This is a genomic window from Bowdeniella nasicola, from assembly GCF_001907295.1.
In the GTDB taxonomy this organism is placed as follows: domain Bacteria; phylum Actinomycetota; class Actinomycetes; order Actinomycetales; family Actinomycetaceae; genus Bowdeniella; species Bowdeniella nasicola.
Map to the genome: position 1 here is coordinate 1 of NZ_MQVR01000043.1, position 22256 is coordinate 22256.

15 protein-coding genes and 1 riboswitch are annotated in these 22256 nt (G+C 65.1%); of the genes, 14 read left to right on the forward strand and 1 reads right to left on the reverse strand.

Features of this window, described 5'->3' with window-relative positions:
- Positions 1 to 65 precede the first annotated feature (65 nt).
- Both BSZ39_RS07900 and BSZ39_RS07905 read left to right on the forward strand, forming a co-directional pair.
- A complete protein-coding gene (locus BSZ39_RS07900; protein ID WP_143180433.1) occupies positions 66 to 446 on the forward strand; it encodes a hypothetical protein in 381 nt (126 codons plus the stop codon).
- 47 nt (positions 447 to 493) lie between these two features.
- Positions 494 to 1783, forward strand: coding sequence for a cell division protein PerM (locus BSZ39_RS07905; RefSeq protein ID WP_143180434.1), 1290 nt, complete (start codon positions 494 to 496; stop codon positions 1781 to 1783).
- Here BSZ39_RS07905 and BSZ39_RS07910 read toward each other — a convergent pair.
- On the reverse strand, positions 1765 to 2199 hold the full coding sequence (locus tag BSZ39_RS07910) for a hypothetical protein (protein ID WP_073716814.1): 435 nt from the start codon (positions 2197 to 2199) through the stop codon (positions 1765 to 1767). The genes BSZ39_RS07905 and BSZ39_RS07910 overlap by 19 nt on opposite strands.
- A 71-nt stretch (positions 2200 to 2270) precedes the next feature.
- On the opposite strand from BSZ39_RS07910, the gene purN reads away from it, so the two are divergent.
- The 12 genes from purN to BSZ39_RS07975 all read left to right on the forward strand — a co-directional run bounded on the left by purN (position 2271) and on the right by BSZ39_RS07975 (position 21798).
- A complete protein-coding gene (gene purN, locus BSZ39_RS07915) occupies positions 2271 to 2927 on the forward strand; it encodes a phosphoribosylglycinamide formyltransferase (protein WP_073716815.1) in 657 nt (218 codons plus the stop codon).
- 11 nt (positions 2928 to 2938) lie between these two features.
- Positions 2939 to 3027: riboswitch (ZMP/ZTP riboswitch) on the forward strand.
- Between the two features lie 24 nt (positions 3028 to 3051).
- Positions 3052 to 4692 carry a bifunctional phosphoribosylaminoimidazolecarboxamide formyltransferase/IMP cyclohydrolase gene (purH, locus tag BSZ39_RS07920; protein WP_245792465.1) on the forward strand — a complete coding sequence of 547 codons (1641 nt, stop codon included), beginning with the start codon at positions 3052 to 3054 and terminating at the stop codon, positions 4690 to 4692.
- Between the two features lie 15 nt (positions 4693 to 4707).
- Entirely contained in the window at positions 4708 to 6027 is a 1320-nt protein-coding gene (locus BSZ39_RS07925; RefSeq protein WP_073716817.1) for an APC family permease, read from the forward strand.
- Positions 6020 to 8275, forward strand: a complete 2256-nt coding sequence (locus tag BSZ39_RS07930) for a 6-phosphofructokinase (protein WP_073716818.1) — start codon at positions 6020 to 6022, stop codon at positions 8273 to 8275. The genes BSZ39_RS07925 and BSZ39_RS07930 overlap by 8 nt, the downstream gene beginning before the upstream one ends.
- Before the next feature lie 44 nt (positions 8276 to 8319).
- Positions 8320 to 9981 carry a glucose-6-phosphate isomerase gene (gene pgi / locus BSZ39_RS07935; protein WP_073716819.1) on the forward strand — a complete coding sequence of 554 codons (1662 nt, stop codon included), beginning with the start codon at positions 8320 to 8322 and terminating at the stop codon, positions 9979 to 9981.
- A complete protein-coding gene (locus BSZ39_RS07940; protein WP_073716820.1) occupies positions 9978 to 10313 on the forward strand; it encodes a hypothetical protein in 336 nt (111 codons plus the stop codon). The genes pgi and BSZ39_RS07940 overlap by 4 nt, the downstream gene beginning before the upstream one ends.
- Before the next feature lie 507 nt (positions 10314 to 10820).
- The gene (locus BSZ39_RS07950; RefSeq protein ID WP_073716821.1) at positions 10821 to 11264 is read left to right on the forward strand and encodes a hypothetical protein; all 444 of its coding nucleotides are present in this window, start codon (positions 10821 to 10823) and stop codon (positions 11262 to 11264) included.
- 125 nt (positions 11265 to 11389) lie between these two features.
- The gene (locus BSZ39_RS07955) at positions 11390 to 12373 is read left to right on the forward strand and encodes a malate dehydrogenase (RefSeq protein ID WP_073716822.1); all 984 of its coding nucleotides are present in this window, start codon (positions 11390 to 11392) and stop codon (positions 12371 to 12373) included.
- Positions 12374 to 12490: 117 nt separating this feature from the next.
- Entirely contained in the window at positions 12491 to 18448 is a 5958-nt protein-coding gene (gene pulA, locus BSZ39_RS07960) for a pullulanase-type alpha-1,6-glucosidase (RefSeq protein WP_073716823.1), read from the forward strand.
- A 138-nt stretch (positions 18449 to 18586) separates the two neighbouring features.
- On the forward strand, positions 18587 to 19891 hold the full coding sequence (locus BSZ39_RS07965; protein WP_073716824.1) for an ABC transporter substrate-binding protein: 1305 nt from the start codon (positions 18587 to 18589) through the stop codon (positions 19889 to 19891).
- Positions 19892 to 19973: 82 nt separating this feature from the next.
- Positions 19974 to 20897, forward strand: coding sequence for a carbohydrate ABC transporter permease (locus BSZ39_RS07970; RefSeq protein ID WP_073716825.1), 924 nt, complete (start codon positions 19974 to 19976; stop codon positions 20895 to 20897).
- Position 20898: 1 nt separating this feature from the next.
- Positions 20899 to 21798, forward strand: a complete 900-nt coding sequence (locus tag BSZ39_RS07975; RefSeq protein WP_245792466.1) for a carbohydrate ABC transporter permease — start codon at positions 20899 to 20901, stop codon at positions 21796 to 21798.
- Positions 21799 to 22256 lie beyond the last annotated feature (458 nt).

The window sequence follows — 22256 nt, forward strand, 5'->3', positions numbered from 1 at the left end:
GACCCTCGGCTGGAAGACCCCCGCCGAAGTCTTCGGCGAAGCACTACAATCCCTGAAACAGGCCGGTGTTGCAACCACCGGTTGAACCTGCCCAGCAATCTGCTTACGATATTGCGAACTGGGAGTGTTCGGCGAAGTATTCGGTTGACCCGGCGCACGACGGCACTTTCACGCCGGAGCAATACACGGTGATCTACGAGTACTACACCCAGTACTTCATTCCTTGCGCGAAAGCTGCGGGTGTGAAATGGAAGGATCCGACGATTCCGTCTTTTGAGGAGTTCAAGCAGCGGATGAATGGTGGCGAAGAGATGCCGTGGATTCCCGCCTCGACGTATACCTGGCAGGTGGATTCGCTGTCGATCGGCGATACGACGACAGAGGAGGGCAAGCAGTTTTGGAAGCGGTGCCCGGCTGATCCGCCGCATGAGTATCTTTACCCCTAGCCTGTCGGCGCTCGGGACCTAAGGGCGCCCGCCTACACTAAAGGGCGATGAGCACCTTTACCACGACATCACCTCGTTTCTTGCCGGTTGGCTGGCTTCGTGCCACCCTTGCCGGGGTCGAAGCCGTGGTGCTGACGTGGCTTGCGGTCGCCTCCGTTGCGCTCATCGCGTATACCTCGACCGCGACCGCTCCTCAGCTCGGTAACGCGACGTGGACGGCCGCGCTCAAGATCGCTACGGGAGCGTTTTTTCTCGCGTTCGGACAGCCCATTGAGACGTCGATCGGGCCGATCTCACTAGCTCCGAGCCTCCTGACGCTCCTCGTAGGGTTGTTGTCATACGCCGCGTGCCGCCGGTTGGATGGCACGGGCTTGCGCCAACTGTGGTGCACGGGCGCGGGCGCGTCCGCGGCCGCCGTCATGATCGGTGCCATCGCGGGGACGGGCTTGCGGAGCCTCGCGGCTGCCGTTGTCGCGGGAATCGTGGCGGCCCTTGGGAATCTTGCCGCGATGGGGCCCGAGGAGCGGGCGCTCGACTCGAACGAATGGAACGGTCACTACCGCACGGTGCGTCGACTCCTTGAGCGCCTCCCGGGCTGGATGCGGCGCGCGGTTTCCGAGGCAATCCGAGGGATCTGGTGGCTCTCGCTGCTGGGCCTTGCTGCCTTCGTGGCAGCGGTGATCGCGGCGTGGCATCGTGTCTCGTACGCGACGACGGGACTGTCAGAATCGGTCGCCGATACGATCGCGATCTGGCTCGCCCAGCTCGGATACCTGCCGACAGCGGTGACGTGGGCATTCGGCTGGCTGACCGGAGCAGGATATTCGGTGGGCCCGGTGCGATTCGCCCCCGGCCAGGATGCGACGGGACTCCTACCGGCAGTCCCGATCCTTGGGGCCGGTCCGCGTTCTGCCTGGTCGATGGCCATGCTCCTCGTGCCAGCTATTGCGGTGTTGGCGCTCGCGCTTTGGCACAACCACCGGCGCGGGGAAGAGACCCTGAGCGCTGCGAGCCTCAAAGCCGTGACGGTCGCGGTGCTCCTCGTCGCCGCTGCCGTGCTCGCGGCGGTGGTGACATCCGGAGCTGTCGGGCGGGGACTGCTCGCGCGAAACGGCGTCTGGCCGCTGCACATGCTGGCGTTTTCGCTTCTCGCCATAGCGCTGCCCTACGTACTCGGGACCGTCCTGTCCCATCCGGCAACACGCACGTGGATCAAAGGAAAGGCGGCCAAGCCCGCCACCCAGCCGACTGCCCCGGCGCCCCAGGCCGACGAGGAGGAAGTAGCGGCGATGCCGGACTTCCTTCGCGAGGACGGCGATCAGTTACCGAAGAGCTGACGCAAGACGGAATTCGTGAGTTCGCGTTCACACGCGACCCTGCCCTCTTCCGTCAGCGCCGTGGACACGCATTGCAGGTACGCGCTCGTTGAATCGAAAGCGACGAGCTGCACGATCGTCGACAGCGCGAAGACGCCCGCGATCGCCATCGTGATGATGAGGAAAAACCGGAACAGGCGTGCACGTTCGACCCCGCGCAGTTTTCGGATGGCATAGATGCCCGCGGGGATCACCGCGATGGCCGTCAGGGCGCTGGCGATGACCGCCCACAACGGGGCGCGCGGCGTATTCAGCACCATCGCTAAGACGAGCAACAGCCCGGTCGCAACCGCAGGCTGGGTCGCGGACATGAGGGCATCGGCATTCGCTTTGGCGGCCTCAGGTGAATCGTTTTCGGGCTTTGATGGACTCGACACAACACTCTCCGAGAGACGGTAACTATCCCATTCAAGCACGCCAGTTACCTCGCCCGGTTACGCTGGTCCGCGTGAGAACCCCCGCTCCGGTTGTAACCGCGCCCCTTTCTGCCCCGGGCCGCCCCGCCCGCATCGTCGTTTTGGTCTCCGGTGGGGGCTCCAACCTCGCCGCGCTCCTTGCCGCGTGTGAAGACCCGGCCTATGGCGCGCAGGTCGTCGCCGCCGGTGCCGACCGCGAGGGCACCGGCGGAGTCGCGCTTGCGGCAGCGGCCGGGATTCCGACGTTCATCACGAGGGTTCCCGACTTCGATTCACGCGCCGACTGGGACCTCGCGCTGACCGATACCGTCGCCGCATTCGAGCCCGACCTCGTAATTTCGGCGGGCTTCCTCAAGCTCTGTGGCGCCGAGTTCGTCACGCGCTTTTCCGGCCGATACCTCAACACGCACAACTCGCTGCTGCCCTCATTTGCAGGCATACGCGGCCCGGCCGATGCGCTCGCCTACGGGGTGAAGATCGCCGGGGCGACGCTCTTCGTCGTCGACGAGGGCGTCGATACCGGGATCGTGCTCGCCCAGGTCGTCGTACCCGTCGAATTCGACGACACGGAAGACACGCTCTTAGAGCGCATCAAGGTCGCCGAACGGGCCCAGCTCGTCGACATCGTCGGCCGAATGTGCCGCGAGGGCTGGACGGTTGCGGGACGCCGTACCCGGATCGGCGCCTAGCGCGATACGATGGGCGCGGCCGCGACTGGCGAGTCAGGTGGAGCACCACCGGGAAGCGGCCGATGGCATCCGTCCCGCATCGCACGCCTGGGTGGGGGAGCAGTAGCTAGCTAAAAGGATGGTCATGACCCGCCGCCCCATTTCCCGCGCCCTACTCTCCGTCTTCGATAAGACCGGGATCGTCGAGTGTGCCCGAGCCCTCGCCGATGCCGGAGTCGAGATCATCTCCACGGGATCGACCGCTGCCACGATCGCCGACGCCGGAGTCGCGGTCACGCCCGTCGAGACCGTCACAGGCTTCCCCGAGTGCCTCGATGGCCGCGTCAAGACGCTGCACCCGAAGATCCACGCGGGCATCCTCGCGGACCGCACGAACGAGGACCATATCGCCCAGCTGGCCGACCTCGACGTCGCCGGAATCGACCTCGTCGTCGTGAACCTCTACCCGTTTGCCGAGACCGTCGCCTCCGGCGCCTCGGTAGCCGAGTGCATCGAAAAGATCGATATCGGTGGGCCGACGATGGTGCGCGCGGCCGCGAAGAACCACGGCAGCGTCGCGATCGTCGTCGACCCCGCCCGCTACGGTGAGGTCGCCGAAGCCGTCCGTGCGGGTGGCTTTAGCGACGAGGAGCGCCGCGCCCTCGCGCTCGACGCATTCCGCCACAGTGCGACCTACGATGTCGCGGTCGCGAGCTGGCTCGCCGACATCAGCGGCGAGAGCGAGCTGCCCGGCTGGCTCGGCAAGACATGGCACAAGAGCGCGGATCTGCGCTATGGCGAAAACCCGCACCAGCAAGCGGCGCTGTACGGCTCGGGCGGGGGACTGGCGAGCGCCGAGCAGCTCGGCGGCAAGGCCATGAGCTACAACAACTACGTCGACGCGGACGCCGCGTGGCGCGCCGCCTGGGATCACGGCGAGCAGCCCACGTGCGCGATCATCAAGCACACGAACCCGTGCGGCCTCGCCGTCGCCGACACGATCGCGAAGGCACACGCCGCGGCACACGCGTGCGATCCGATGAGCGCGTTCGGCGGCATCATCGCCGTCAACACCGAGGTCGATGCGGACCTCGCCCGCCAGATCGCCCCGATCTTCACCGAGGCCGTCCTCGCACCGAGCTTTGCCGCCGACGCCCTCGACATCCTGCGGGCAAAGAAAAACCTGCGGCTACTCAAGGTCGCCCCGCCGCAGCGCACCGGCATCGAAATCCGCCCAATCTCCGGCGGGCTGCTCGCCCAGCAGGTCGACGCCCTCGATGCGGCCGGCACGCGCGAAGACGGCAGCGCCTTCGGTGACGATCCCGATTCCTGGAGTCTCGTCGCCGGTGAGGCCGCAGATTCCGCGCTGCTCGCGGACCTCGCGTTCGCGTGGCGCGCGGTGCGGGCCGTGAAGTCAAACGCCGTGCTGCTCGCTAAGGACGGCGCCACCGTCGGGGTCGGGATGGGCCAGGTCAATCGCGTCGACTCCGCCAAGCTCGCCGTCGAACGCGCCAATACCCTCGGGGTTGCCGTCGAATCCAACGTCGAGAGCGCAGGTGGCGCCGAAGCCGGCGATACCTCCGGAGCACCGGAGCGGGCGCGCGGCGCCGTCGCAGCCTCCGATGCCTTCTTCCCGTTCCCCGATGGGCTGCAGGTCTTGATCGATGCGGGCGTGCGCGCCGTCGTCGCTCCCGGCGGATCGGTGCGCGATGAGGATGTCATCGCCGCGGCCAAGGACGCGGGAATCACGATGTACTTCACCGGGGTGCGGCATTTCTTCCACTGATCTTATGATCGAGTCATGAGGTCCGAGCTGGCCCGAGAGCTCTCGGGGAAACAGGCCGTCGTCATCGGCCTGGGCTCCATGCTCGGCGCCGGCGTCTTCACGGTCTTCGCTCCCGCCGCCGCACTCGCGGGGTGGGCGCTGCCCGTCAGCCTGGCCCTCGCCGCTGCCGTGGCCTTCGCCAATGGCACCGCATCCGCTCAGCTCGCCGCCCGCTATCCCAAAGCGGGCGGCAGCTATGTCTATGGGCGGGAAAAACTCGGGGCATGGCCCGGGTTTTTCGCGGGCTGGTGCTTTGTCATCGGCAAGACGGCCTCGCTTGCCGCGATGGCGCTCGTCGCGGGCCACTACCTCACGCCGAGCACGCCACGGATCACGGGCCTGGCGATCCTCGCGGTCCTCACAGTCATCGCGTGTCTTGGTATCCAGCGCACGGCCCTCGCGACGGCGGTCATCGTCTCGATCGTCCTGCTCATCCTCGGCTGCCTCATCGTCACCTCCTTCGAACTGCCCGCCGCCTTCCCCATGCGCACGCATATCACCGGCTCCGTCGCGTGGGACGACGTGGACACGTGGCAGGGGATCGCGCGCGGCGCCGCCCTGATGTTCTTCGCGTTCGCGGGATACGCAAGGATCGCGACGATGGGCGAGGAGATCCGCAAACCCGAACGCGCGATCCCGTCGGCCACCCACCAGTCGATCGGCCTCGTGGCACTGCTGTACGCGGTGCTCACCTACCTGCTGCTCACGCGGCTCGGCCCCGAGGCCGTCGCCGCGAGCGATATCCCGCTCGCCAAACTCGCCGATGTCACGCGCTTCGAACGCATCGCCGTCGTCCTAAACTTCACGGCCGCGCTCGCCGCGACCGGGGTGATGCTCGCGTTGCTCGCCGGGATTTCGCGCACGATCCTCGCGATGGCGCGCAACGACGACCTGCCGCGTGTCCTGGCGAGGACAACATCGCGGAAGGTTCCGGCGCTCGCGACTGTCCTGAACGCTGCGGTCGTCGCCGTCCTCGTCCTCACGCTGGACTCGATTGAAACGGCGATCGGGTTCTCCGCGTTCGGTGTGCTGCTGTACTACTCGGTCGCGAACCTGTCCGCGCTGCGCCAGCCGGCCGAAGAGCGCCGCTACCCCCGCGCCCTGCATGTGGCCGGGCTGCTCGCATGCCTCGCGCTCGTCGCCTCGCTGCCGCCGCGCTCGCTTGCGATCGGGCTCGCGATCGTATTCGCCGGGCTGATCTACCGCCTTATCGCCGTAGGGCTTATGGCTCACCGTCGGCGATCAAACGGGGAGACAATAGAACCACGCCCAGGAAAGGACGCCGAAGATGCGTGAGTCCGAGACCGGACATGGCCCCAAGATTGGCATTTTGACCTCGGGCGGCGACGCCCAAGGGATGAACGCCGCCGTGCGTGCCGTCGTGCGTACTGCCCTCGTCATAGGGGCGACCCCGATGGCGATTCAGGAAGGATGGCAGGGCGCGGTCGATAACTCCATCCGCGAGCTTTCCTGGTCGGATGTCTCCTCGATCCTCAACCAGGGGGGCACCATCATCGGGACGGCCCGTTCCCAAGAGTTTCGGGAAAAGGAAGGCCGCCTCGCGGCTGCCGAAAACCTCATTAACCACGGCATCGACAAGCTCGTCGTCATTGGCGGCGACGGCTCCTTGACCGGCACCGACTGCTTCCGCAACGAATGGTCCGAGCTCCTGAGCGAGCTCGTCGCGGCCGGCCGGATTACGCAAGCACAGGCGGATGCGCACCCGTTCCTCGCCGTCGTCGGCCTCGTCGGTTCTATCGACAACGACCTCGTCGGCTCCGATATGACGATCGGCGCCGACTCGGCGCTGCACCGCATCGTCGACGCGATCGACGCCCTATCCTCGACCGCCGCGTCCCACCAGCGCACGTTCGTCGTCGAGGTCATGGGACGGCACTGCGGCTACCTCGCCCTCATGAGCGCGGTCGCCGGCGGCTGCGACTACGTGCTCATCCCGGAGCGGCCGCCGGTCGATGACTGGGAAGAGGACATGTGCCGGGCGCTCACCGCGGGCCGGGAGGCCGGTCGTCGCGAGTCGATCGTCCTCGTTGCCGAAGGCGCGTGCTCCGCTGACGGGGAACGCATCGATGCCCACCAGGTCGCGGCGGTGCTGAAAGAACGCATGGACGTGGACGCGCGCGTGACGATCCTCGGACACGTCCAGCGGGGTGGCACGCCGTCGGCCTATGACCGCTGGATGCCGACCGTCCTCGGCTACGCCGCCGTGCAGACCGTGCTAGAGCAGGAGCCGGGGGAGCCGGCCGTGATCCTCGGCGTGCGGCACAACCGCATCGCCCGACTCGACCTCGTCACCGCCGTTGCGCAAACCCGCAATATCGCGACCCTCATCGAAGAGAAGAACTTCGAGGAGGCCGTCGCCGCTAGAGGCCGGTCATTTACCGAGATGCTGCGCATTAACGCGATGCTTTCTGAACCCCCCTCGGCCTCGCATGCCCGGCTCCGCAACAAGCGCATCGCGATCCTGCATGCCGGCGGCCTCGCACCCGGCATGAACACTGCCGCCCGTGCGGCCGTCCGCCTCGGTATTGCGCGCGGCTTCACCATGGTCGGCGTCATTGGCGGTTTCCCGGGCCTCATCAATGGGCAGGTCGAAGAATTGCGCTGGGATGACGTGGAAGGCTGGGCCTTTTCCGGCGGCGCCGAACTCGGTACGCGCCGCACCGAGCCGAGCCTGGAGGAGTTTTACGCGATCTCCCGCTCGATCGAGACCCAAGAGATTGACGGGCTGCTCATCATCGGCGGTATCAACGCGTACATGTCGGCGCACGCGATGGTCAAGGAACGCGACCGCTACCCCGCTTTCCGGATTCCGATCGTCCTCGTGCCCGCCTCGATCGACAACAACCTGCCGGGCTCCGAACTGTCGATCGGCGCTGATACCGCGATCAACAACGCCGTCTGGGCACTCGACCGGATCAAGGAGTCGGCGGCTGCCTCCCGGCGCTGCTTCGTCGCCGAGACGATGGGGCGGCGCTGCGGCTACCTGTCCTTCATGTCGGGCCTCGCCGCGGGCGCCGAACTCGTCTACCTGCACGAAGACGGCGTCAACCTCGCGCAGATCGCTCGCGACGCCGACCTCATGCGCGCCGCTTTCGAGGCCGGACGCCGGCTCTTCCTCGTCGTGCGCAACGAGGGGGTCTCCGACCTGTACTCGATGGACTTCATGGCGCGCGCCTTTGAGGAAGAAGGCGGCGGCCTGTACGACGTGCGCCAGACCGCGATCGGCCACCTGCAGCAGGGCGGCAGCCCCACGCCATTCGACCGCCTGCTCGCCACGCGCCTCGTGTCCCATGCCCTCGACGAGATCTGCCGCGATATCGATGACGGTAACGCCGATGCCGCGTATGTCGGGATGGCGGCGAACACCCTGTCGACCCGGCCGATCGATCGAATGCTCGACGACTTCGACATCGCGAACCGGCGCCCGAAGGAACAGTGGTGGCGCGGCCTTACCCCCGCCGCGCAGGTGGTCTCCCTGCCCGGAACACTCGAGGCCCACCCGATTCCGACCATGGACGCCTAACCCCCTACGCTTAGAGCAGTGACAACAATCCTTTTGGAGGACGCATGAGCATCGATCCGACGACGACCGCGGCGTGGCAGCGCCTGAACGACATTGCCGAAACCTTCACGATCGACCTGCGCGAGGTGTTCGAGAACGAACCCGCGCGCGCTTCAGCCCTCAGCTTCGAGGCCGGTGACCTCTACGTCGATATGTCGAAGAACCTCATCACCGACGAGGTCATCGACGCGCTGCTGGAGCTCGCCGGGGAGGTCGGCGTCGCCGACTACCGCGCGAAGATGTTCGCGGGCGACAAGATCAACGTCACCGAGGATCGCGCGGTCCTACACACCGCACTGCGCCGCGAAGAGAGCGACGAGCTCACCGTCGACGGCCAGGATGTCATCGCCGATGTCCACGCTGAACTCGCCAAGGTCTACGAATTCGCCGACAAGGTCCGCAGCGGCGAGTGGGTCGGCATCACTGGTAAGCGCATCACGCACGTCGTCAACATTGGCATCGGCGGATCGGACCTCGGCCCGAAGATGGCGTACGAGGCGCTCAAGCCCTACGTGCAAGACGGCCTGCAGTGCCGCTTCGTCTCCAACATCGACCCGAGCGATATCTACGAAAACACCGTCGATCTCGACCCGGAAACGACCCTGTTTATCATCGCGTCGAAAACCTTCACGACGCTCGAGACCCTCACCAACGCGCGCCTGGCACGCACCTGGCTGCTCGATAAGCTGCGCGCTGCCGGAGCTCTTGACGGCGTTGCGGATAACGATGCAGTCGCCAAGCACTTCGTCGCCGTCTCCACCGCGCTCGATAAGGTCGCAGACTTCGGCATCGACCCGGACAACGCCTTCGGCTTTTGGGACTGGGTCGGCGGTCGCTACTCCGTCGATTCCGCGATCGGCACCGCCCTCGCCGTCGCGATCGGAGCGGATCGCTTCGAAGAATTCCTCTCCGGCTTCCGCGCCATCGACGAACACTTCGCCACTGCCGAGGCGAAGGACAACGTCCCGCTGCTGCTCGGCCTGCTGAACATCTGGTACGTCAACTTCCTGGGCGCCGAATCGCACGCCGTGCTCCCGTACGCGCAGTACCTGCACCGCTTCCCGGCCTACCTGCAGCAGCTGACGATGGAATCGAACGGCAAGTCCGTGCGCGCCGACGGCTCCTATATCGAGTACGACACCGGCGAGATCTTCTGGGGCGAGCCTGGCACGAATGGCCAGCACGCCTTCTACCAGCTCATCCACCAGGGCACGCGCCTCATCCCGTGCGATTTCATCGCCGTCGCGAAGCCCACGCACGCGCTGGAAGATGGCGATAACGACGTCCACGAGCTGTTCCTTGCGAACTTCTTCGCCCAGACCAAGGCGCTCGCATTTGGCAAGACCGAAGAGGAAGTCATCGTCGAAGGCACACCGGAACACATCGTCCCGGCACGCGTGTTCGAAGGCAACAAGCCCTCGACATCGATCATGGCGCCCGAGCTCTCACCGAAGGTCCTCGGCGAACTCATCGCGTTATATGAGCACATCACGTTCGTCCAGGGCGCGGTCTGGGGGATCGACTCCTTCGACCAGTGGGGCGTGGAACTCGGCAAGCAGCTCGCCAAGGAGCTGACTCCGGCCATCGCGGGCGATGAGCAGGCTCTCGCCGATGCCGATGCTTCGACTCGCGCCCTGATCGAGTACTACCGAGGCAAGCGCGCGTGAGCGATCCCCTCGTTGGCGCGAAGCCGGCCGAGTCACGTACGACGTCTCGGCCGGCTCTCGGCGCAAGCAGGCTGTTCATCGCGGGCATCGGCGCGGTCATCGCGGTCGCGCTCCTGGCGACGTGGCTGTCTGGCGCGCAGGCCGGGATCGTCGTGATCGCGCTCGGTTGCCTGGCCTGGGCCGCCGCGCGCGCGTTTGGCCCCGAAGCGATCGTGCCGCCCGCCCGTTCGCGGGTATTCGACGTGAGCGTCCTTGTCGCCGCGGCAATCCTGCTCTTCTTGCTACTGCCGGTCGCTGGCCCTGGGCTGGAACGCCCCCTGCCGGTACCATGATGGCTATGACGATGCCCATGGCGTACGACTACGCATTTGCGTCGGGCCTTCTTGTCGCGCTCGCCTAGACAAGGCACGTAGCAAGAATTCTGCCCACGGCTTTTATTGGCGTCTCACACTATGTGACGCACTATCTCACCTTGCTCCTGTGCGCTGTTATGCTCCCCGGATACAGCCCAGCACACCCCCGTGCTCGTGCCCCGAGGAGTCCCCATGTCACAACAGGACAATGCCACGTTCAAAGCGGTGACCAACCGCCGTGTGCTCATCGGCTCGCTGGCTGGAAGCGCGATCGAATGGTTCGATTTTTTCTCTAAGCCACCGCGGCCGCCATCATCTTCGACAAGCAGTTCTTCCCGAGCGATGACCCGACGTTCTCGCTCATCCTGTCCTACCTCGCCCTCGCCCTGACGTTCTTTATCAGGCCGTTCGGTGGCGTGATCTTCTCCCATATCGGCAACCGCGTCGGACGCAAGAAAACGCTCGTGTTGACGCTGTCCCTCATGGGTGGGGCGACGGTGGCGAGCGGAGGGACACCCGATCCGCCTGGCCGCCTCGGCGCACGAGGCCGCAGGCTTCGACATCATCGTGTATGCCACGTCCGCCCGAGAGCCCGTGCTCGCCGACGAGGACGTGCGCCCGGGTGCGTGTGTCATCGCGATGGGGAGCCACGAGCCCGCATTCCGTGAGCTCCCCGGTGCTCTGATGGGGCGCTCGCTCGTCGTCGTGGAGGACGTCGCGACCGCGCTGCGCGGGGCCGGCGACGTGATCCAGGCGCAGGCCGAAGGCGAACTGAGCGAGACCGATCTTGAGCCGCTGCGTCGCCTCGTGCTCGGCGAAGTCGAACGCCGCACCGATCGACCGAACGTGTTTAAAGGCGTCGGCATGAGCTGGCAGGACCTCGCGGTCGCGATCGGAATCGCGAACGCTGCGGACGTCACCGTGTCGTAGCGAACGGTTAGTCCCCATCGCGGTGCCGCCTGGCGTTTGAAGTCCGAACGTCCTAGGCGGCACCGCGTACTATTTAAGACGTACGAAAAACCGAGTACCACCCCATGGCAAAGGAGCTCACAGCCATGACCACTCCGGTCAATGTCACCGTCACCGGCGCGGCCGGCCAAATCGGCTACGCCCTACTCTTCCGCATCGCTTCCGGCGCCCTTCTCGGCCCGGATGTCCCCGTCAAACTCCGCCTCCTGGAGATCCCGCAGGCCGTCAAGGCCGCCGAGGGCACCGCGATGGAGCTCGATGACTGCGCCTTCCCGCTGCTGAAGGGCATCGACATCTTCGACACCCCCGAAGCCGGCTTCGACGGCGCTAACATCGGCCTGCTCGTCGGCGCCCGCCCGCGCACCAAGGGCATGGAACGCTCCGACCTGCTCGCCGCCAACGGTGGCATCTTCGGCCCCCAGGGCAAGGCCATCAATGACAAGGCCGCCGACGATATCCGCGTCCTCGTGGTCGGCAACCCCGCCAACACGAACGCCTACATCGCCGCCGCCTCCGCGCCGGACGTCCCGGCCGAGCGTTTCACCGCGATGATGCGCCTTGACCACAACCGCGCCATCTCCCAGCTCGCGACCAAGCTCGACGCCGATGTCACCGACATCAAGAAGATGACCGTGTGGGGCAACCACTCCGCCGATCAGCACCCGGACGTCTCCTTCGCCGAGGTCGCGGGCAAGCCCGCGCTCGACCTCGTCGATGAGTCCTGGATCGCCGACTACTTCGTCCCGACCGTAGCCAAGCGCGGCGCGGCCATCATCGAAGCCCGCGGCGCCTCCTCGGCCGCCTCGGCCGCGAACGCCGCCATCGACCACGTCTACGACTGGATCAACGGCACCCCCGAGGGCGACTGGGTCACCCCGGGTATCCCGTCCGACGGCTCCTACGGCGTTCCCGAGGGCCTCGTCTTCGGCTTCCCGGCTGTCGCCGAAGGCGGCGAATGGAAGATCGTGCAGGGCCTCGAGCTCTCCGAGACCACCAAGGCCGGCATCCAGCGCAACGTCGACGCCCTCGTCGCCGAGCGCGACGAGATTAAGGCCATGGGCATCCTGTAAGCCCACGCGCTTTTAACCCCGCGCCGGGGACCCTTTTTCACAAGGGGTCCCCGGCGCGGCGCTTTATCGGTATTGTGGCAAGCACCTGTCCCCTCAACGACGAACGGACCCGAGCCCATGTCAGCTCCCTCCCGTAAGCGGCAACTCCTCGCTGCGCTCACGACCGGCTTTCTTGCGGTCAGCGGCCTCGTAGCTCTGCCCGCGCTCGCCGCCCCCACCTCAGCGACCCTCGTGGGATCCTTCCAAACCGAACTCGGTTGCGACGCCGACTGGAAACCCGAGTGCCAAGCGACCGAGATGAGCGCAGGCGATGACGGCGTCTATCAGCTCACCGCCACGGTCCCGGCCGGTGACTGGGAGTTCAAGGTCGCCCTCAATAAGTCCTTCGACGAGTCCTATGGCGATGGCGGCAAGAACATCCCGCTCACGCTCGCAGGCCCGACCGAGCTCACGTTCACCTACCACAGCGAGACCCACGCGATCGGGATTCGCCCGACGACGCTGCCGGGCGGCTACTCCGATGCTGATGCAGGCCTGGTGGCGAAACCTGCGACGCACGACGGCGCGGGACAGCAGTTCTACTTCGTGTTGACCGACCGCTTCGAAAACGGCAACACCGACAACGACACCGCAGAGCTGGGCAATGACCGCCTCACCTCGGGCTTCGATCCGAGCGATGTCGGCTTCTACCACGGTGGTGACCTCGCGGGCCTGACGAAGAAGCTCGACTACATCCAGGGCCTTGGCACGACGGCCATCTGGCTCACCCCGTCACTGAAGAACAACCCGGTCCAGGGCGAAGGCAAGGACGCCTCAGCTGGCTACCACGGCTACTGGATCACCGACTTCACGCAGATCGACCCGCACCTCGGTTCCAACGAGGACATGAAGGCCTTCATCGACGCCGCTCATAAGCGCGGCATCAAGGTCTACTTCGACATCATCACGAACCACACCGCCGACCTCATCGACTATAAAGAAGGCGCTTACGACTACCGCGATATCGCGAGCCACCCCTATAAGGACAAGAACGGCAACGTCGTCGATGTGCGCAAGCTCGCCGGCAAGCAGGGCTTCCCCGAATTTGATCCGGCGACGTCCTTCCCCTACACGCCGGTCCGCGAGGACAAGAACGCGATCATGGTGCCCGAGTGGCTCAACGACGTGACGCTCTACCACAACCGCGGCAACTCGACGTGGGAGGGCGAGTCCGTCACCTTCGGTGACTTCGTCGGCCTCGATGACCTCATGACCGAAAACCCCAAGGTCGTTGACGGGATGGCCGAGATCTACAAATCGTGGATGGACCTCGGCATCGACGGCTTCCGGATCGACACGGTCAAGCACGTGAACTTCGAATTCTGGACCTCGTTTAGCAAGCAGCTGCAGGACCACGCCAAGGCAACGAATCCGAAGTTCTTCACCTTCGGAGAGGTTTACGACGCCGATGCGGCCAAGATCTCGCCGTATATGCGTAAGACCGACATGTCGGCCGTCCTCGATTTCGCGTTCCAGTCGCGCGCGGTGAACTTCGCCAAGGGCCTGACCACCCAGGGCCTGTCCTCGCTGTTCGCCGACGATGACCGGTACACGACCCCGCACTCCGACGCCTCGTTCCTGCCGACGTTCCTCGGCAACCACGACATGGGGCGCGTCGGCCACTTCCTTTCCGGCTCGTCCGACCCGGTCAAGCGCAGCGAGCTTGCACACTCGCTCATGTACCTCACCCGCGGCCAGCCCGTCGTCTACTACGGCGATGAGCAGGGCTTTGCTGGCGACGGCGGCGATAAGGCCGCCCGCCAGTCGATGTTTGCGTCCAAGGCGAAGTCCTACACCGACCAGAAGCTGCTCGATGGTAGCCCCTTCGGCACCGGCGACCACTTCAATACCTCGGCGACGCTTTACGAGCGCATCGCGGCCCTCGGCAAGCTCCGTAAGGATCATGCGGCTCTGAACACCGGCGCCCAAATTGAGCTCTTCGCCGCCGATGGCCCCGGCATCTACGCCTTTGCGCGCGTCGACCGCGACGAAAAGCGCGAATACGTCGTCGCGCTCAACAACACCGGCGAGGCGAAGACGCAAGAGATCTCCACGCTCACGCCGGGCTCGAGCTACGCTCCGCTGCACGGCGCGACCGAGGCGATCACCGCGAACGCGGATGGCAAGGTGAGCGTCACCGTGCCGCCGCTGTCGGCGGTGGTCTACCGCGCCGATGACACGCTTGCGGCAGCGCCGTTGAAGCCCACGCTGACGCTCGCGGGCGGTGCGCTCGACGCGATGGCGCCCGTCGCGGTCGACACGACTGACAGCCGCTGGGCCGAGACCTCCTTCAGCTACCGCGTCTCGGGCACGAAGGATTACACGCCGCTCGGTGTCGCGACCGGCCCCGATGGTCGCGTCTTCCACGACACCACCGCTCTCAAACGCGGCACGCTCGTCGAGTACCGCGCCGTCACGACCGATGCCGCCGGCAACCGCGAAGCCACCTCCGGCTTCGGCGTCGTCGGCGTCGACCTCAGCGGCACGGCGAACGAAGGCGGAGGCGGCGACAACCTGCTCGTCACCGTGCCCGGCAGCCACAACGCCGCGATGGGCTGCCCCGGCGACTGGCAGCCCGACTGCCAGGCCGCGAAACTCACGAAGGACGCAAACTCCTCCTGGTACACCGGCACCTTCGACATCCCCGCCGGCGATTACAAGTTCAAGATCGCGATCGGCGGCTCCTGGGACGAAAACTACGGCGCCGGCGGCGTACCCGGGGGACCGGACATGGGGTACACGAGCCCCGACGGGAAGGTGACGTTCTACTACGATCCCGTCACCCACCGCGCGTTCACCTCGGTCGACGGCCCAGTCGTCACCCTGCCCGGCTCCTTCAACAAGGCGCTCGGCTGCACGGGCGGCGACGGCGGCAACTGGGACCCGGCCTGCCTCGCTACCCTCATGACCCCAGGTGAGGGCGACACCTACACGTTCACCACGGACAAGATCCCAACCGGCAGCCACGAGGTCAAGGTCGCCCACGGGCTGTCGTGGGATGAGAACTACGGCGCCGACGGTAAGCGCGACGGCGACAATATTTCGTTCACCGCCCAAGAGGGCAAGAACGTTACGTTCACCTACGACGTCGCCACCCACATCCTCAGCATCGAGGTCAGCGACCCGCCAGTTGCGGGATCGGGGGAGCAGCGCGCCTACTGGATCGACGCGACGACGATCGCGCTTCCGAAGGCACTCTTCGGTTCGACGCCGGCACCCGACGCGAAGGTCACGCTCGGATACAACCCGACCGGCGGCCTCGCCCTCGCCGATGGCGCCATCACGGGGGAGGATGCGAAGACTACGCCGCTCGCCTATGTCGGAGACCTGACCAAGGAGCAGCTCGCGCGCTTCCCGCACCTGAAGGACACCGTGGCGTTTTCCGTGACCGGGCTCGACCGCGCCGCGATCGAAGACGTCCTCACGGGCGCCATCCAGGTCCTCATCGCTCGTGAGGCACCGATCGCGTTCACGGGCGTGCAGATTCCGGGCGTCCTCGATGACCTGTTCGCCAAGGATGCTCGCGCCAACGGCGTTGGTGTCACCTTCGACGGCGACACCCCGACCCTGCGCCTGTGGGCGCCCACCGCAAAGAGCGTCGCGCTGCAGCTGTGGGACAACGCTACGGGCGAGGGGGATCCCCAAACGGTCGAGATGACCCGCGGAACAGACGGCACGTGGCAAGTTGAGGGCCAGGCCGATTGGAAGAACCGCGCCTACCGCTTCGCGGTCGAGGTCTACGTCCCGAGGCTCGATGAGGTGACGACGAATGCCGTTACCGATCCGTACTCGCTGACGCTCACGCCCGGCTCGACGCACTCGGTCCTCATCGACTTGAAGGACCCGGCGCTCGCGCCGAAGTCCTGGCAGGACACCCCGGTGCCGGTCGTTAAGCGGCCCGTCGATCAGATGATCTACGAGCTACACGTGCGCGACTTCTCGATTCTTGACTCCTCCGTCCCGAAGGATCTGCGCGGAACGTACAAGGCGTTCACGTTGAAGAACTCCGATGGAATGAAGCACCTGGCCGAGCTCGCCGAGGCAGGCGTCAACACGGTGCATTTGCTGCCGACGTTCGACATCGCCTCGATTCCCGAACCGCGCAGTGAGCAGGTGACGCCCGAGATCCCCGACGCGGGACCGGCCAGCGAAGAGCAGCAGGCCGCCATCACCGCCGTGGCGGGTAAGGACGGCTTCAACTGGGGTTACGACCCGTACCACTTCTTCGCGCCGGAAGGCTCCTATGCCTCCGCCGAAAGTGCCACGGGCCGGGTCGCCGAATTCCGCGAGATGGTCGCAGCCCTGAACGGCACCGGCCTGCGCGTCGTCGCCGACCAGGTCTTCAACCACACGGCCGCCTCCGGACAGGACGATGAATCGGTCCTCGACAAGGTCGTCCCCGGCTACTACCACCGCCTGAACGCGGCTGGCAAGGTCGAGACCTCGACGTGTTGCCAGAACATCGCAACCGAACATCAGATGGCCGAACAGCTCATGGTCGACTCAGTTGTCACGTGGGCTCGCGACTACCACGTCTCCGGTTTCCGCTTCGACCTCATGGGCCACCATTCGGTCGGCAACATGACCGCCGTGAAGAAGGCACTCGAGCAGCTCACCGTCGAAAATGACGGTATCGATGGCTCGACGATCCACCTGTACGGCGAAGGCTGGGACTTCGGCGAAGTGAACGGCAACGCGCGCTTCACCCAGGCCAAGCAGGGCCAGCTCTCGAACACCCAGATCGCGACGTTCAGCGATCGTCTCCGCGACGCCGTGCACGGCGGATCTCCCGTCGATGGGGACTCCTACCGTGACCAGGGCTTCGGTACAGGCCTGTTCACCGACCCGAACGGCAAGGGACGCCTCCAAGGCGATGAGGCGGGACTTGCCGACCTCAAGCACCAAACGGACCTCGTCCGACTCGGGCTTGCGGGCAACCTCGCTGACTATCAGCTGCTCGCAGCCGACGGCAAGGTGAAGCCGGGCAAGGAATTCGACTATCGCGGCGCACCCGCCGGCTATGCTGCTCAGCCCGATGAGGTCATCAGCTACGTCGACGCGCACGATAACGAAACCCTGTTCGACCTATCGGTCATCAAGCTGCCCGAAAAGACTTCGATGGCGGACCGGATCCGGATGAACACGGTCCAACTGTCGACCGTGGCGCTTGCGCAAACGCCTGCCTTCTGGCATGCCGGCACGGACCTGCTGCGGTCGAAGTCGCTCGATCGGGACTCCTACAACTCTGGCGATCACTTCAACGCAATCGACTGGCGCGGCATCGACCATAACTTCGGCGTGGGCCTGCCGCCGAAGGAGAAGAACGGCGAGAAGTGGGACCAGATGCGCCCGCTCCTGGAAGATCCCGCCAAGAAGGCGACTGCGGATGAGCTCCAGTTGGCGCACAAGATGGCGCTCGATCTCGTGCGCGTGCGCTACGAGAGCCCGCTGATCCGACTCGGCTCGGCCGAGGCCATCTCGCAGAAGGTCACCTTCCCGGGTGCGGGTCCGGACCAAACGCCGGGCCTGGTTGTCATGCACATCGATGACACGAAGGGGAGCGACACCGACCCCGCGCGCGACGGCGCCCTCGTCGTGATCAACGCCAGCCCCAAGGAGATCACCCAGCAGGTCGATGGCCTCGACGGCAAGGACTTCGCGCTCTCGCCCGTGCTCGCGGGCGGTGCCGATGACGTCGTCAAGCAGACGGCCTGGGACAAGTCCAAGGGCACGGTCACGATCCCGGCGCGGACGACCGCGGTGCTGTACCAGGCTCAGACGGGCGAACCGAGCCCTACGGCCGAGCCCACCGCGGACCCGACGGCGACGCCCACGGGCGATCCGACTGGCGGTCCGACCGGCGATCCGACGGGTGGCCCGACGGAACAGCCGACCGCGTCTCCAAGTGGGCCGGGCAAGCCGCCAATGCCGATCACCGGCTCCTCCGGCATGGTGCTGGCGCTGCTCGCACTCCTTGGTTTGGTCGCGGGTGGGACTTTGGTCGGACGTCGTGGTCGATTGATCTCGAACATGTAACGTTTCTGTTCGGTTCTGTTGGGTCGCATTCCTTTCGGCCCGCGACCCAGGCTAGAATGGTGGGCAGCCCACACCTGTGGGGTGCCCACCTTCTTTGCATAGGGGGCCGTAAACAATGACGTTTCGTGAGGAGAAGCAATGAAGCGTATCGGACCAGTCGCGGGAATCGCCGCACTGAGCCTGCTGCTCGCCGCCTGTGGCGGCGGAGCAAAGGGTGGCGCGAAAGATGGGGGCGGTGACAAGGGCTCCGGTGGAAGCGATGTTTCCGTCGTGAGCTGGTGGGAAGCCGGATCAGAAAAGAAGGGCCTCGAAGCCCTCATTGACGTGTTCAAGCAGCAACACTCGGACTTCAAGTTCGTCAACGCCGCCGTCGCCGGCGGGGGTGGTTCCCAGGCCAAGCAGAAGCTGGCCGCGGACCTCGCAGCGAAGAACCCGCCGGACACGTTCCAGGCCCACGCGGGCGCCGAGCTCACCGACTACATCGATGCGATGCAGATCGAGGACGTCTCGGAGCTCTACAAGGAATACAAGCTCACCGATGCCTTCCCGAAGTCCCTCATCGACCGCCTGACGGTTGACGGCAAGATCTACTCGGTCCCATCCAACGTCCACCGCGCGAACGTCGTGTGGGCGAACACCGCGGTCCTGAAGGAAGCTGGTCTTGACCCGACGCAGCAGCCGGCGGACCTCGATGCGTGGATCGCCGACATGGAAAAGGTCAAGGCCGCGGGCAAGACCCCGATCACGGTCGGCATGGCCTGGACGCAGCTCCAACTGCTCGAGACCGTCCTCATGGCCGATCTCGGCGCGGACGGCTACAACGGCCTGTTCGACGGCAAGACTGCGTGGGATGGCCCCGAGGTCACCAAGGCCCTGGACCACTTCAAGAAGATCATGGATCTCGCCGACAAGTCCTACCTGAACGAGGACTGGGAACCGGCGATGAACCCGGTCATCACCGGCACCGCAGCCTACAACGTCATGGGTGACTGGGCCGTTGCGGCTTTCGATGGTGCGCAAAAGAAGTACAACGAGGACTACGTGGCCTTCCCGGTTCCGGGTACCAAGGGCATGTTCGACTTCCTTGCTGACTCCTTCACCCTGCCCGTCGGTTCCAAGAACGTTGAGGGCGCGAAGGCCTGGCTGCAGACCATCTCGAGCAAGGAAGGCCAGATCGCGTTCAACACGGTCAAGGGTTCGATCCCGGCTCGCTCCGACCTGTCGGAAGACGAACTGTCGAAGTTCGGCGAATACCAGCAGGACGCGATGAAGTCCTTCGGTGAAGACACGATCGTCTCCTCGATCGCGCACGGCGCGGCCACCCCGGTTGCCGTGTCCAACGCGATGAACGACGCGGTCGCGAAGTTCGCGCAGGGTGGCTCGGATGTGGCCGGCCTGCAGGCCGAGCTCGCCAAGGCCGCCGAACCGATGGCAAAGAAGTAGTTCCACCTACCTTCGTTCATCACCAACGACACGTGGGCGGCGGCTACGATAGTCGCCGCCCACGTAGCGGAAGGATCCACGCATGGCGAAAACGCAACGCCGCACTCGAAAGACCTGGTGGCGCACATACGGGCCGCCAATTCTCCTGATTTCCCCCTCGGTCATCCTGGTAGGAATCTTCGTCTACGGACTGATCGCGGCCAATACCTACACGTCGATGCGTGATGCCCACACGGTCGCCCAGTACAACGGTGCTCGGGAGACCGAGTTCGTGTGGTTCGAAAACTACAAATACCTCTTCGGCAACTCCGACTTTCAGCACTCACTGACCAACCTGCTGCTATTCACCGTCGCCTTCCTGCTCGGTACGCTCGTGCTTGGCTTCCTGTGGGCCTGGCTGCTAGAGCGGCCGATCAAGGGTGAAGGATTCTTCCGCTCGGTCTTCCTCTTCCCGATGGCCGTATCCTTCATCGCCTCGGGTGTGGTGTGGAAGTGGCTGCTCAACTCCGGCACCGGCGAACAGGCCAAGGGGTTGAACCGTCTGTTCCACATGCTGGGGCTGAGCTTTTTGGAAAACTCCTGGACCGCGAATCTCACCTTTGGTGTCCTCGCGGTGGCGCTGCCCGCGATCTGGCAGCTCGCCGGCTATGTCATGGCCCTATTCCTTGCGGGCTTTCGGGGGATCAGCGATGACCTGCGCGAGGCCGGCCGCGTCGATGGTGCCAGCGAATGGCAGCTGTACCGGCACATCATCTTCCCGCAGCTTTCGGCCGTCGCGCTGTCCGCCGTCATCATCATTGGGCACATGGCGATGAAGTCCTTCGACCTCATCATGGCTGTGACCGACCAGCGCACCTATTCGACCAAGGTTCCCGCGATCGACATGTACAACTTCATGACCTCGGGCGACTACTCCAACGCCGCGGCCGTCGGCACGATCCTGCTCGTGATCGTGGCGATCCTCGTCGTTCCCTATCTCATCCACGACGCGAAGCAGAGGCGCTGACATGACGACCACCTCGACTCAGCCCGCTCCCGCGCTGCCGGGCGAAGAGCTCGGCCCGCGCCCGTCTCTGGATCGATCCGGCACGAAAGGGACCGCAACCGCCATCCGCTATGCGCTGCTGATCTTCTCGCTCGCCGTCGTCCTCATCCCCGTCTACGTCCTCATCATCACCTCGTTTAAGGGCTCGGCCGAGGCAGATCCCTCCCGGACGTGGTTCCTGCCCGAGGTGTGGCAGACCGCCAACTGGCAGCGGGCCTGGGACGCGCTGGCCGCGCCCATCGGGCGGACCTTCATGCTCGTCATCCCGTCCTCGATCATCTCGGCGATGCTCGGCTCAATGAACGGCTTCGTCCTATCGCGCTGGCGCTTTCCCGGGGCGAACATCATCTTCACACTCATCCTGTTCGGCATGTTCATTCCGTACCAGGCCGTCATGATCCCGCTCATGAAGATGGTGCTGACGATGGGACTGCCCAACGGTATTCCCACGCTGATCCTCGCGCACGTCGTTTACGGCATCCCGATCACGACGCTCATTTTCCGCAACTACTACGAATCGGTTCCGCAAGAGCTCATCGAGGCCTCGCGCGTCGATGGTGCCGGCATGCTGCGCACCTATTTCTCGGTCGTGCTGCCGATCTCGATTCCGAGCTTCGTCGTCGTGTTGATCTGGCAGTTCACCTCCGCGTGGAATGACTTCCTGTTCGCCCTGTTCTTAACGAACACGGAGACCGGGCCAGTCACGCTCTCCCTGAACAACCTTGCCCACGGCTCGATCATGGCGGACTACGGGGCATCGATGGCGGGCGCGTTGCTCGCCTCCGCGCCCACGCTCATCGTCTACATCCTGCTCGGCAAGTATTTCGTCGGCGGACTCATGTCGGGTTCCGTCAAGGGATAGCCGCCAGTTCCGTCGATTCCCGCGATGCCCCGAGCCTGAAAACACCGTAGGCTCGGGGCAGAGCCATCTTTAGGAGGACAGCCGTGTCTCGTGGTGCGCAAGTCTTACCTTGGGACAGATTTGACGCGCGTGCTGGCTTTAACGTTGCGATCGTTATCGCTGGAGCTGTCCGGCACTGGTAACGATATCTGGCTACTTCCTCGCCTCCGAAATAAGCTGGTCGGCAGCTTGTAACGGGTCCCCTCCGGCGGACGCACTCCATCAGTATAAATCGTAAGCGGCGTTAGGAATTCGTGACGGCCAATTGGTTCGTCCACGAGAACGTCCTGCATACGACACAGATGCCTGGACTTACCTCTTTGACGGCTCTTCAGAGTTGAGTGTGGGTTGATGCGTCCAGGCCGCCAGTGATGAGGAGCATTCGTAGCCGGTAGTTCTCGAGGTTGCGGAATCCGCGA

Coding starts and splice junctions, on each gene's coding strand:
- BSZ39_RS07905 (WP_143180434.1), top strand. CDS start 494: ATGAGCACCTTTACCACGACATCACCTCGTTTCTTGCCGGTTGGCTGG.
- purH (WP_245792465.1), top strand. CDS start 3,052: ATGACCCGCCGCCCCATTTCCCGCGCCCTACTCTCCGTCTTCGATAAG.
- BSZ39_RS07925 (WP_073716817.1), top strand. CDS start 4,708: ATGAGGTCCGAGCTGGCCCGAGAGCTCTCGGGGAAACAGGCCGTCGTC.
- BSZ39_RS07930 (WP_073716818.1), top strand. CDS start 6,020: ATGCGTGAGTCCGAGACCGGACATGGCCCCAAGATTGGCATTTTGACC.
- pgi (WP_073716819.1), top strand. CDS start 8,320: ATGAGCATCGATCCGACGACGACCGCGGCGTGGCAGCGCCTGAACGAC.
- BSZ39_RS07955 (WP_073716822.1), top strand. CDS start 11,390: ATGACCACTCCGGTCAATGTCACCGTCACCGGCGCGGCCGGCCAAATC.
- pulA (WP_073716823.1), top strand. CDS start 12,491: ATGTCAGCTCCCTCCCGTAAGCGGCAACTCCTCGCTGCGCTCACGACC.
- BSZ39_RS07965 (WP_073716824.1), top strand. CDS start 18,587: ATGAAGCGTATCGGACCAGTCGCGGGAATCGCCGCACTGAGCCTGCTG.
- BSZ39_RS07970 (WP_073716825.1), top strand. CDS start 19,974: ATGGCGAAAACGCAACGCCGCACTCGAAAGACCTGGTGGCGCACATAC.
- BSZ39_RS07975 (WP_245792466.1), top strand. CDS start 20,899: ATGACGACCACCTCGACTCAGCCCGCTCCCGCGCTGCCGGGCGAAGAG.